This is a genomic window from Streptomyces nidicola, from assembly GCF_050106155.1.
In the GTDB taxonomy this organism is placed as follows: Bacteria; Actinomycetota; Actinomycetes; order Streptomycetales; family Streptomycetaceae; genus Streptomyces.
This window is the reverse complement of the sequence record NZ_JBNBPI010000001.1, coordinates 3,681,298-3,693,336: the sequence shown is the minus strand read 5'-3', so window position 1 is coordinate 3,693,336 and position 12,039 is coordinate 3,681,298. Positions and strand designations below refer to the sequence as shown.

Here is a 12,039-nt window from a genome sequence, read left to right as displayed (position 1 = left end):
TGGACCGGATGGCGCGGGACCACTGCCGACGCTCGAGCGCTCGTGCCGCTGAGGGCCCCTCCTCAGATTCGTACGCCTTGTGACGTACGACCCGGAGGGCTGTCGGGTCGGAGCCGATCGGGCCTCCGACCGGGCATCCTCATTCATGAGGCCCGTCCGAAGTGCGCACAGGCGCCTTGGAGGCGCCTTGCTCTCGGCGGGCTCTTTACCACCATACCCCGGATTCGCGCATGTGCGATGGCCGAATGGGTCACGTAGCCGTCGTCACACTCATTGACCAGGGACTTCCGCGACGCGGAGAGCGGGCTATTGTGCGCTTCATGGAGACGCCTGACAACGCCACGCCGACCGCCGAAGCAACCTCCGGGCTCACCGGTATCGCTGCCCAGGACTGGGCCACCGCGTCCGCGGACGAGAACTATCGCGCCGCCGTCGTCGACCTGCTGGGCGCGCTCGCGTACGGAGAGCTGGCGGCGTTCGAGCGGCTCGCCGAGGACGCGAAGCTGGCGCCCACGCTGGCCGACAAGGCGGAGCTGGCCAAGATGGCCTCCGCCGAGTTCCACCACTTCGAGCAGTTGCGCGACCGCCTCTCGGCGATCGGCGTGGAGCCGACCGCGGCGATGGACCCGTTCGTCGGCGCCCTCGACGGCTTCCACCGCCAGACCGCCCCGTCGGACTGGCTCGAGGGCCTGGTCAAGGCGTACGTCGGCGACTCGATCGCGTCCGACTTCTACCGGGAGGTCGCGGCCCGCCTCGACTCGGACAGCCGCTCCCTCGTCCTCGCCGTGCTCGACGACACCGGCCACGCGTCGTTCGCCATCGAGAAGGTGCGCGCCGCCATCGAGGCCGACCCGCGCGTGGGCGGCCGGCTCGCGCTCTGGGCGCGACGCCTCATGGGGGAGGCGCTCTCGCAGTCGCAGCGGGTGGTCGCGGACCGGGACGCGCTGTCGACGATGCTGGTCGGGGGCGTGGCCGACGGCTTCGACCTGGCCGAGGTCGGCAAGATGTTCTCGCGGATCACCGAGGCGCACACCAAGCGGATGGCAGCACTCGGCCTCGCCGCCTGACGACGCCTTTCGGTTCCTGCGGTCCTGCGATTCTTTCGAGTTTCCTGGTTCTCGCGGTTCCGTCGCTTCCGCCGCGTCTACGCGGACGGAGTCAGCTGCTGCCGCGCTCTGCCCCGGGTGGGGCGCAGCAGCAGCGAGAGCAGGGCAACGGACATCGCGACCGCGCCCACGAGCGTGGCGATCGCATGGTCAGGCCCCAGCGCGCTGTGGGTGACGAACGCCCCGAACAGGGCGCCCGCGATGCCGGTCGGCAGCACGAGCGTGCGTGACGGCAGCCTGTGCGGCAGTCGATGGCCCGCCCCGAGGGCGAGTGCCATGCCGAGCAGTACGGAGCCGAGAGCTTCGAGAAGCATGGTGCGGATACCTCCCGCGCGGCCGGTTGGGTGCACTTCGGACGTAGCCGGTCTACCCCTGGCCCCCCGGCCGCAACCCTCCCCGCGGGGATCGGCTGTGTGCTCGCTGTGAACATGCAAAAGGCCTGATGGCAGCAGTGCCATCAGGCCTTTCACGGTCTGTCCGCGCGTCCCTTCCGGGAGGCTCTACAGCGGGCCGAAGCCCACCTTCCGCGCCGACGGTTCGCCGAGCTCGACATAAGCGAGGCGCTCGGCGGGGACCAGGACCTTGCGGCCCTTCTCGTCCTTCAGGGAGAGGAGTTGGGACTTGCCGGACAGCGCCGCGGACACCGCGCTCTCGACCTCCTCGGCGGACTGGTCGCTCTCCAGAACGATCTCGCGAGGCGTGTGCAGCACGCCGATCTTGACCTCCACGGCCTTGTCCCTCCGACGATCCGTGATGTGCGCGGAAGACCGCGCCGTACCCAGCAAAGATTAGCCCGGCCAGGCGAGACTCCCGGCGCCACGGCTGCACGCCAAGAGCGAACAGCCGGACGGGAACAAAGTGAGCCGTGTGGTCGGGGCGTGTGCGCGCAGGCGCGTGCTCGGCGTGCGCGCGGGCGCGTACTGAGTCGGGCGCGTGCTCAGTGCTGCTCTGCGCCGTGCAGCGGGAAGCCCGCGATGCCGCGCCAGGCGAGCGACGTCAGCAGTTGCACCGCCGTGTCGCGCTCGACCGGGCTCGAGCTGGACAGCCAGTAGCGCGCGACGACCTGCGAGACGCCGCCGAGACCCGTGGCGAGAAGCATCGACTCGTCCTTGGACAGGCCCGTGTCCTCCGCGATCACGTCCGAGATCGCCTCGGCGCACTGCAGGCTGACCCGGTCGACGCGCTCGCGCACCGCCGGCTCGTTCGTCAGGTCGGACTCGAAGACGAGCCGGAACGCGCCGCCCTCGTCCTCCACGTACGCGAAGTAGGCGTCCATGGTCGCCGCGACGCGCTGCTTGTTGTCCGTCGTGGAGGCGAGCGCCGTGCGGACCGACTGCAGCAGGGACTCGCAGTGCTGGTCGAGCAGCGCCAGGTAGAGCTCGAGCTTGCCGGGAAAGTGCTGGTAGAGCACCGGCTTGCTGACGCCGGCCCGCTCGGCGATGTCGTCCATCGCGGCCGCGTGGTACCCCTGCGCGACAAAAACCTCCTGGGCGGCGCCCAGAAGTTGATTGCGTCGGGCACGGCGCGGCAGGCGTGTGCCCTTGGGGCGCGCTGCCTCCGTCTGCTCGATGGCTGTCACGCCGCCTCCCAAGATTGTCCGTGCGCGGTGTGCGCCGCGAGGCCATCGTACTTTTCGGTAACCCTGATGTGCGCGGTGCGAGCGCAGAATTTCACGGACCGGACTGCTGTGAAAACCGCATGTAGTGAGCCCGATGTCACGTCTGTGGTCACAAATGGGTGGATCGTGGCGCACCGCTCACCGGTAGTCGTCCTCGTCGATCGCGACGACGCGGGCCTGCTCCGCCCGGTCCGCCTCGTTCGCGGTGTCCGGGTCGGCCGTCGCGTCCGGCTCGTCGTCCTGCTCGGGCGCGAGGTCCGTGTGCTGCTCCGCGGTGTCGGCCTCGGGGGCCTCCACGCCCGCCTCGGTGGGGCGGTGCTCCGCGAAGGTCTCGGGGTCGCTCGGGTCGACGGTCATCGATGGCTCCCTTCCTCACTTGTCCGTGCGTGGGCGGGTGCCCTGATTCGAGCGTAGGAGACACCCGATCGGGGCGCTATGCGACCTTTCGTGGATCCCTTGAGTGAGTGCGGGGTCCTCCTGAGCGAATCCGCCCGGCCGTGCGGCGTTTGGATCTGTGACGGCGAACACGCGATCCACTGCGTGATCGTCTCGTAACATATGTCGCATGTCTTCGACCGAGTCGCCGCGCGTGCCTGCCGTCATCGCCGCCGCGACGCCCACGCCGGGCGCCGTCGAAGTCGCTGAGGGGGAGCACTTGCGATCGGTCGGACTCCCCGGCCTGACGCTGTCGGTCCGAGCCCGTCCCGGGGCGTACGAGGGGCTGCCGCCCGCGCTGTACGTGCACGGGCTCGGCGGCTCCTCGCAGAACTGGTCGGCGCTGATGCCGCTGCTCGAGGACACCGTCGACGGGGAGGCGGTCGACCTGCCGGGGTTCGGCGACTCGCCGCCACCGGACGACGGCGACTACTCGGTGACCGGGCACGCGCGCGCGGTCATCCGTTATCTCGACGCTCAGGGGCGCGGCCCCGTGCACCTCTTCGGGAACTCGCTGGGCGGAGCCGTCGCCACGCGCGTGGCCGCCGCGCGTCCCGATCTCGTCCGCACGCTGACCCTCGTGTCGCCCGCGCTGCCGGAGATCCGGGTGCAGCGCACCGCCCTGCCGACCGGCCTGCTCGCGGTGCCCGGCGTCGCCCCGCTCTTCACGCGCCTGACGAAGGAGTGGACCCCTGAGCAGCGGGTGCGCGGCGTCATGGCCCTTTGTTACGGCGACCCGAACCGGGTCACGCCCGAGGGCTTCAGAGCGGCCGTGGAGGAAATGGAGCGGCGGCTCCAACTGCCGTACTTCTGGGACGCGATGGCCCGCTCCGCGCGCGGGGTCGTGAACGCCTATACGCTCGGCGGGCAGCACGGCCTCTGGCGGCAGGCCGAGCGGGTGCTCGCGCCGACGCAGCTCATCTACGGAGGGCGTGATCTGCTGGTCTCGTACCGGATGGCGGCCCGCGCGGCACGTGCCTTCCGGGACTCGAGGCTGCTCACGCTCCCGGACGCGGGGCATGTCGCGATGATGGAGTACCCGAGTACGGTCGCGACGGCGTTCCGGGAACTCCTCGCCGACACCGAAGCGTTGAACAAGAGGCGCGGGAGCGCCAGTAGTGCCGGTGACGCCGCGAGTGACGCGTCCGGCACCGACGACCACACGACATTGGGGAGCTGAGGCGGCCTGTGGGACGGCATAGCCGCCGAGGATCGGCAGACGGCGCAGAGGACGCTGTCGACGTACATATGGAGGCCGAGGCGCATACCCCGCCCCGGCCGGGCGTGGGCACCGGGCGCAGGCGAAGGGGGCCCGCCGAGGCTCCGCCCCCGCCGGCTCCGCCGTCGGCGTCCGGACGTTCCCCCTTCCCGGGGCACACGTCCGCGCGTCCGGGAAGCGGGCCGGTGCGTGGTGGCCACCCCGAGCCGCGGGAGCCGGGCGGCGGCTGGGGCGCGTCCGTGCCGCGGGTCGCGGGCCCCGTCGCGTCGGCGCGCGGGCCCGAGCACGGTGTGACGGGCCCCGCCGATTCGGCGTTGCCGGGGCCACGGCCCCGGCAGGAGCGAGCGGATCAGGGCGCACCGGGCCAGGGGGCGCCGGACAGGGGTGCACCGGTTCAGGGGCATCCGCGGCAGGACTACATCGACGCGTTCGATGCCCCTGTTCGTGCGGGCTTCAACGCCCCCGTGGGCAACGCCCCTTCGGGTAGCGCCGCCGCGAGTAACGCTTCCGCGGGTTTCGACGTCCAGGCGGGTGCGGACCCGTACGCGCGCGTGAGCGAGTGGGACGCCGAGCCGCCCGCGCCGCCGGAGGACCAGGACCGGACGCCGGCCGAGTCCGGCGGCGGGCGCGAGAAGCGCGGCAGGGGGATGACCTTCACGGGCATCGCCGCCGCGGCCGTCACCACCGTGCTCGCCGTGGTCGTCGCGGGGCAGGTCGCCGACCGGGACAGCAGCTCCGCGCACGGCGCCCAGGCACAGGCCGCCGAGGGCGGTCGCCCGGGCGGCGGCTCCGCCTCGCGTACGGACGAACGGCCCGCCCCGAAGGAGACGGCGCAGGCCGCCCCGGCGACGTACGGGCAGAAGATGGCCAAGAAGTACCCGCTCGCGGCGGATCTCAAGGCCTCTGGTGCGTTCACGACGATCCCGGGGGACGACAAGGCGCCGGGCAGCGGGCAGAAGTTCCGCTACCGCGTCGACGTGGAGAAGGGGCTCGGGCTCGACGGGTCGCTGTTCGCGCAGGCGGTGCAGAAGACCCTGAACGACAAGCGGAGTTGGGCCCACGACAGCGCCCGCACCTTCGAGCGGGTCTCCTCCGGGAAGCCGGACTTCGTGATCACGCTCGCGAGCCCGGGCACGACGGCCGACTGGTGCGCGAAGTCGGGCCTCGACACGACGCAGGACAACGTGTCGTGCGACTCCGCCGCCACCGACCGCGTGATGATCAACGCGTATCGGTGGGCCCAGGGCTCGAAGACGTACGACGACGTGCTCGGCGACACGGCCATCCACCCGTACCGGCAGATGCTCATCAACCACGAGGTCGGGCACCGGCTCGGCTTCAATCACGTGACCTGCTCGCAGAACGGCGCGCTCGCGCCGGTCATGCAGCAGCAGACCAAGTTCCTGAAATCCGGCGGGATCACGTGCAAGCCCAACCCCTGGGCCTTTCCCAAGGGTTGACGCTACGTAGCTATCCGTAGTCGTTCGATCTCTTAGCGCGACCAAACGTCGCGCGTGCGGGAAAGTTACGCCCGTTCACCCCTTTTGGTGGCGTGATGGACAACCGTCCATCACGCCACCGGCATGTCCGCATACGTTCGTCCCGCTGCGAGCCGCCAACCCAACGGCGGCTCCCTGTACGGGAGATCGGGGGTGTACGCGTGCGCATCGGAATGCTTACCGAGGGTGGTTATCCGTATGTGAACGGTGAGGCCAGACTCTGGTGCGACCGGCTTGTGCGCGGGCTCGAGCAGCACGAGTTCGACATCTACGCGCTCGCCACCAGCCAGGAGCAGGAGGACGCGGGGTGGCTCGAACTGCCGCCTCAGGTCATGCGCGTGCGGACCGCGCCGATGTGGGCGGCCGGGAGCGAGAGCGGCGCGCGCGACGGCGCATTCGGGCGGCGGGCCCGGCGCCGGTTCGCCGCGTTGTACCGGGAGCTGGTCGAGGCCGTGGTGTCGGCCGGCGCGACCTCGGATGACCTGGGGTTGAGCGAGGCGGACCGTTTCGCCAACGCGTTGTACGGGCTTGCCGAACTCGCCCGCGACGAGGGCCCTCTCGGCGTCTCCCTGCGTTCCGAGGCCGCCGTGCGCATCCTGGAGCGCGCCTGCCGTGCGCCGGGCGCGCTCCGCGCCGTACGCGCGGCCCGCGTGCCCGATCTGCTCTCCTTCGCCGCGCATGTGGAGCGTGAACTGCGGCCGCTGTCCCTGGACTGGTACGAGGACGGGTCCGGGTTCGACGCTTCGGCTTCGGGCCACGCTTCGGCTTCAGGCCACTTGGCGGGTTCGGCGTCGGTGGTGGCCGGTGGTTCGGCGGCGGCGGCGGGGGCCGGGGCGGGGTCGGTGTCGGGGACTACCGGGGCTTCCGGGACTACCGGGGCTTCGGGGGCGGCGGCGGGCATGTCGTCGGGTGCTTCTTCGGCTTCTTCGGCTTCGTCTTTGTCTTCGGGCTCGGGTTCGGATTCGGGTTTCTCCACGGGGCTGTCCGGAGGGGGCGGGCTCGCGTCCGTCGATCTCTGCCACGCGGCCTCCGGCGGCGCGGCCGCCCTGCCCGGACTGATCGCCAAGCACTTCTACGGAGTGCCGCTGCTCGTCACGGAGTACGGGGTGCAGCTCAGGGCCCGGTACATCGCCGCGGGCGACGCCGAGTTGAGCGCGCCGGTGCGCGCGCTCCTCGCCGCCTTCCACGGCCGGCTCGCCGCCGAGGTCTACCGGCAGGCCGCCGTGATCACCCCCGGAAACGCGCACGCGCGGCGCTGGCAGGAGCGGTGCGGTGCCGACCGCGCCAAGCTGCGCACCATTCACCCCGGCATGGAGGCCGGACACTTCGCCGAGGTGGGCGAGCGGGAAGGGCCGGGCGACCCGGACACCCTCGTCTGGGTCGGGCGCATCGACCCCTCCAAGGACCTGATCTCCCTGCTGCACGCGTTCGCCGAGATCCGCAAGGAAGAGCCGAAGGCCCGGCTGCGCATCGTGGGGGTGCCGGAGGCGGGATCGGTTCCGGGCGCCGGAGCGGGCGCGGGCCTGGTGGACGGCGGTGGCTGGCCGGCCGACGGGTTCGTCTCGACAAGGGCGAGCAGTGGGCACGGCAGCGGTGGGGCGGACGCCTCGGATCTCGCGGCGGACCGCGAGGCCGCGCTGTACCTCGGGCACTGCAAGGCCCTCGCCGCGCAGCTCTTCCCGGACGAGGCGGAGGGGATCCACGCCGTGGGCGAGAACCCCGTCTCCTTCGAGGAACTGGGCGCCCCCGAGGCTCCCGACCTCGCCGATGTCTACGGCTCCTGCGGCATCGTCGTCCTGTCCAGCGTCGTCGAAGGCTTCCCGATCAGCCTGGTCGAGGCCATGTTCTGCGGGCGCGCGACGGTGTCCACGGACGCGGGCGCCGTCGTCGAGGTGATCGGTGGCACGGGGCTCGTGGTGCCGCCGCGCAACCCCCGCGCGCTCGCCGAGGCGTGCGTGGCGCTGCTGCGCGACCCCGCGCGGCGCGAACGGCTCGGTGCGGCGGCACGGGCGCGCGCCCTGGAGCTGTTCACCGCCGAACAGAACATCGCGGCATTTCACAGCATTTACCTGGAGATCGTTTCGCGCTGCCCGGTACGCCGGGACGTCGTCGACGACGCGGGCGCCCCCTTGCCGTTCGCCTACCCGCCAGAAGCCCATGTCCCGGGCCGCTGGACCACGCAGAGCACCGGTGACCGGGGCGGCGCGTGGCTGGCCGGGCGCTCGGGCGGGGCTGCCGGGACCAGTTGGGGAGCCGATGGCGGGGCGCGGGAGCAGTTGGCCGGGATGACACAGGGCTGCGGGAAGGCGGACGGATGACCGGGCGTATCAGCGAACGCACGAGTGAGCGTGCCGCGTTCGGCGCCACCGATACCGGGGGCGACGCCGATGCGCCCCGAGTACCGGTGAGCGCCGGGGCGTGGGGCGCCGGGTCGGCGGAGGCGCTGGGCGCGCGCGGTGTCGGTGCCGAAGGTGGCGGTGCCGGCGGTGGCGGGGCGGTGGGCGGCGACCTGGCCTCCACGGAACAGGTCGACCGGGAGGTTCCGGAGGACCTGGAGGCCCCGGAGGTTCCGGAGGATCTGGAAGTGGGATTGCTGCGTGATCCTGCCGCGTGGCGGTCGTCCGTTCTTGAGAACGGGGCCGGTGCGCCGGTCCTCGCGGGTGCTGCGGGTGCTGCGGGTGGCGACGGAGCGGGCGGTGGTGCCGGTACCGGTGTCGCGGGCCTCCTTGGCGCCGTGTCGAGTGACGTGGGGTCCCGAGACGTGGGGTCCCGTGACGTGGAGCGGAGTGGCGTCGAGCCCAGTGACGTCGAGCCGCGCGGCATCGAGTCCGGTGGCGCCGACATCAGCGGTACCGACTCCCGCAGCACCGATTTCCGCAGCGTCGACTCCCGTGACGTCGATTCCGCTGACCACGAATCCCGTACGGAGGCCGACCACCGTGCCGATGTCGCCCGGATCGTCGGTCCGCGCGACGCCGACTCCCGGGACGCCGATGCCCGCGGAGCCAACTCCCGCTCCGCGCACCGCCGTTCCGGTGCCGACCCGGTCAAGGGGCTGATGCACCGGCACCGCGAACTGTGCGAGCGGGCCGTCGACCCGCTGGAGATCGCCGCAGGTCTTGAGGCCCACGGCGTCACCGACAGGACCGCCGCCCGCTTCCGCCACAAGGACGTGTTCTCGCTCGCCGAGGAGATGTACGCCCGGGCGTCGAGGGACGCCGACCCGTACGAGCCCGTCGTCGAGGTCTCCGGACCCGCCCAGGGCAGGCGCGGCCTGTGGGCCGGGCTCGCGCTGCTGCCGGGCGCCGTCTGCGCCCTCACACTGTTCGGCCTGCACGCCACGGCGGGCACCGCACGCCTGGTCATCGGCCTCGTCGGTGTGCTGGCCACCCTCGTCGCCCTGCGCGCGACGCTGCGCCACGGCCCGCTGCGCGTGGTCGACGGCCCCTCCGCCCCCTCGGCCCGGCTCTGGTCCTGCTGGCTGCTCGCGTACGCGCTCCTCGGCGACGGCCTCCTCGACGCCGCGCTCGCGGGCGGGCCCGACGAACCCTGGGCCCCCGCGACCGCGCCGCTGGTCGCGCTCGCCGTCGCCGTGGCGCCCGCCACCTGGTGCACCCAGCTCTTCTCGGGCGGAGCGCGGCGCCGCCTCGCCACGAGCCGCGGGCTCGCCGAATTCGCCGCCTCCGTACGGCCGTTGCTCCTCGGGGCCGTGGCCTTGTTCGCGCTCGCCCTCGTCGCGCTCCTCGTGTCGGCCGGGGTCGTACTCGACGAGAAGGTGGACTACGCCGGAGTGGGCGCCCTGGGCGTTCTGCTGCTGCTCGCCCGCCTCCTCGCCGCGCACCGTCGTACGCACGCCCCCGCCGTCGCGCTGGGCGCCGCCGTCGCCGTCGAAGTCCTGGCCGTCGCCACGGTCTTCGCCGCCCGACTGCCCGGCTGCGACGTCCTGGGCCTGCCCGTCGAGACCGCGGTCGACGCGGTAGGCACGGGCGTCGTGCCGACGGTCGCCTGCGCCGTCGCCGCCCTCGTCCTCCTCGTGCACGCCACCCGCACCCTGACCCGGGCCTCCGCCCATGCGAACGCGGACGACCCGATCGGCTGGGCGCCATGACCGCCACCCCAGGCTCCGCCGCCTCCATCGGGCGCACCGCGCCACCGCGTCCAGCACTCGCCAGATGACCAGGACCACCCGCGGCCCGCGGGGCCGACACCGCGGGCCCATCCGAAGACCCAGGGCAACCCCCATAAGGAGAACGCCAGATGACCACCCCTCCTCCCGGAGGCGCCGGATACGCCGGATACTCCGGACCTCACGGGCAGCGCGGAACCCACGACCGGTGCGCCCCGCGCGCGGCGCGCGGAGTGCGCGGCGCCCTCGGAGCGCACCGAGGGACCGGAGCGCGACCCCTGGGAGGCACCCGATGAGGGTTCTGCTGATCGGAGCCAACGGGTATCTGGGCCGCTTCGTCACCGACCGCCTGCTGGCCGACCCCGCCGTGCAGCTCACCACGCTCGGCAGGGGCGACGACGCCGACGTCCGCTTCGACCTCGCCACCGGCAGCCCCGGCGCCCTCACCCGCTTCCTGGACGCCGTCCACCCCGGAGTGGTCATCAACTGCGCCGGCGCCACCCGCGGCGGCGCCCGCGAACTCACCCGGCACAACACCGTCGCCGTCGCCACCGTCTGCGAGGCCCTTCGGCGCAGCGGCTGCGGTGCCCGCCTCGTGCAGATCGGCTGCGGCGCCGAGTACGGGCCCTCGCAGCCCGGTTCGTCCACAGCAGAGGACGCGGTGCCCCGGCCCGGCGGCCCGTACGGCGTCAGCAAGCTCGCCGCCACCGAACTCGTCCTCGGCTCCGGCCTCGACGCCGTCGTCCTGCGCGTCTTCTCGCCCGCAGGGCCCGGCACCCCGGCTGGATCCCCGCTCGGCCGGCTCGCCGAGGCGATGCGTCGCGCCATGCAGGCCGGCGACGGTGAACTGAAGCTGGGCGGTCTCGGCGCGCAGCGCGACTTCATCGACGTACGAGACGTGGCGCGCGCCGTGCACGCCGCGTCGCTCTCCGCCGCGCAGGGCGTCATCAACATCGGCTCGGGCCGCGCCGTGCGACTGCGTGACGCCGCCGCCGTGCTCGCTCGCGTCGCCGGATTCGCCGGATCCCTCCACGAACTCGACGGACCCGCCGTCGGGATGCGGCCATCCGTCGGCCACCCCCGAACCGAATCGGACCACGGGATGCCTCCCGGGCCGAGCGCGTATCCGTACCCCGACGGCTGCGGCGGCTGGCAGCAGGCCGATGTGCGTACGGCCCGCGACCGGCTCGGCTGGCGTCCCCGCATCAACCTCGAAGAGTCCCTCGCCGACATCTGGATGGAGGCGGCATGCCGTATCTGACCCCGACCGCGACCGGCCTGTCGAGCACCGACGTACGACTCGGCTTCGGCATCCCCGGTTTCGCGCACCCCCTCGTCGCACCCGCGGAGTGGGCCGAACTCACCCGTCCCGCAACGCCTTTGCACTGGGTTGTTCTGAATGTCGCCAATGGTCCGGGCTCCCGCCCCGACCAGCACTGCCTGGAAGCGGCGGGGCGGCTCAGGCAGGCCGGAGTCCGTGTCCTTGGTCACTTGGACCTGACCTACGGAGCCCGCTCCTTCGGTGAACTCGTCTCCGACGCGCACCGCTTCCTCGACTGGTACCAGGTCGACGGCTTCTACTTCGACCGCTGCCCCACCGAGCGGGCCGCGCTCCCCGAGGTCCGGCGCGCCACCACGACCCTGCGCGCCCTCGTCGACGACGCGTACATCGTGTTCAACCACGGCACCCACCCATACCCCGGATACGCCGAGAGCGCCGACCAGTTGGTGACCTTCTCCGGCCCCTGGAGCGACTACCGCTGGTCCCAGGTCGCAGAGTGGACCGCCGACTACCCGCACGAGCGGTTCTGCCACTTCGTCCACGGAATGCCCCTCGGCCACCTCGAGGAGGCGCTGCGCATCGCGCGCTGGCAGGGTGCGGGCACGATCTACTTCACCGATCAGACGGATCGGGACGGCTCGACCGACCCCTGGGAGGCGATGCCCGGTTACTGGGACGAAATCGTCTCGCGCATCGGACGCGGTGTCTCGGAATGAAGGAGGGCGTGGCAGTGTTACAGGCGGAACAACCGTAC

11 protein-coding genes are annotated in these 12,039 nt (G+C 72.3%); 7 read left to right on the top strand and 4 right to left on the bottom strand.

All coding sequences use genetic code 11. The features are described from left to right. Positions 1–311: 311 nt before the first annotated feature. Positions 312–1,067: a ferritin-like fold-containing protein gene (locus ACOKM3_RS16665; protein ID WP_426901247.1), complete on the top strand. Its 756-nt coding sequence runs from the start codon at positions 312–314 to the stop codon at positions 1,065–1,067. Positions 1,068–1,144: 77 nt separating this feature from the next. Here ACOKM3_RS16665 and ACOKM3_RS16660 read toward each other — a convergent pair whose 3' ends face one another. From ACOKM3_RS16660 to ACOKM3_RS16645, 4 genes are all read right to left on the bottom strand, one after another. Continuing rightward, positions 1,145–1,420: a hypothetical protein gene (locus tag ACOKM3_RS16660; RefSeq protein ID WP_426901245.1), complete on the bottom strand. Its 276-nt coding sequence runs from the start codon at positions 1,418–1,420 to the stop codon at positions 1,145–1,147. Positions 1,421–1,606: 186 nt separating this feature from the next. Continuing rightward, positions 1,607–1,834, bottom strand: a complete 228-nt coding sequence (locus tag ACOKM3_RS16655; RefSeq protein ID WP_326013968.1) for a DUF3107 domain-containing protein — start codon at positions 1,832–1,834, stop codon at positions 1,607–1,609. Positions 1,835–2,043: 209 nt separating this feature from the next. Continuing rightward, positions 2,044–2,685, bottom strand: coding sequence for a TetR/AcrR family transcriptional regulator (locus ACOKM3_RS16650; protein WP_267069320.1), 642 nt, complete (start codon positions 2,683–2,685; stop codon positions 2,044–2,046). Between the two features lie 177 nt (positions 2,686–2,862). Beyond that, positions 2,863–3,081, bottom strand: coding sequence for a hypothetical protein (locus tag ACOKM3_RS16645; protein WP_426901243.1), 219 nt, complete (start codon positions 3,079–3,081; stop codon positions 2,863–2,865). Positions 3,082–3,289: 208 nt separating this feature from the next. Here ACOKM3_RS16645 and ACOKM3_RS16640 point away from each other — a divergent pair, with 208 nt between their 5' ends. From ACOKM3_RS16640 to ACOKM3_RS16615, 6 genes are all read left to right on the top strand, one after another. Continuing rightward, positions 3,290–4,339, top strand: coding sequence for an alpha/beta fold hydrolase (locus ACOKM3_RS16640; protein ID WP_426901241.1), 1,050 nt, complete (start codon positions 3,290–3,292; stop codon positions 4,337–4,339). Positions 4,340–4,347: 8 nt separating this feature from the next. Next, a complete protein-coding gene (locus ACOKM3_RS16635) occupies positions 4,348–5,838 on the top strand; it encodes a DUF3152 domain-containing protein (RefSeq protein ID WP_426901239.1) in 1,491 nt (496 codons plus the stop codon). Positions 5,839–6,077: 239 nt separating this feature from the next. Beyond that, positions 6,078–8,195 (top strand): DUF3492 domain-containing protein, encoded by a 2,118-nt coding sequence (locus ACOKM3_RS16630; RefSeq protein ID WP_426901237.1) that lies wholly within the window; start codon positions 6,078–6,080, stop codon positions 8,193–8,195. Next, positions 8,192–9,985 carry a hypothetical protein gene (locus ACOKM3_RS16625; protein ID WP_426901235.1) on the top strand — a complete coding sequence of 598 codons (1,794 nt, stop codon included), beginning with the start codon at positions 8,192–8,194 and terminating at the stop codon, positions 9,983–9,985. The genes ACOKM3_RS16630 and ACOKM3_RS16625 overlap by 4 nt, the downstream gene beginning before the upstream one ends. Before the next feature lie 310 nt (positions 9,986–10,295). After that, on the top strand, positions 10,296–11,264 hold the full coding sequence (locus tag ACOKM3_RS16620; RefSeq protein ID WP_426901233.1) for an NAD-dependent epimerase/dehydratase family protein: 969 nt from the start codon (positions 10,296–10,298) through the stop codon (positions 11,262–11,264). Continuing rightward, entirely contained in the window at positions 11,252–12,001 is a 750-nt protein-coding gene (locus tag ACOKM3_RS16615) for a spherulation-specific family 4 protein (RefSeq protein WP_426901231.1), read from the top strand. The genes ACOKM3_RS16620 and ACOKM3_RS16615 overlap by 13 nt, the downstream gene beginning before the upstream one ends. Positions 12,002–12,039 lie beyond the last annotated feature (38 nt).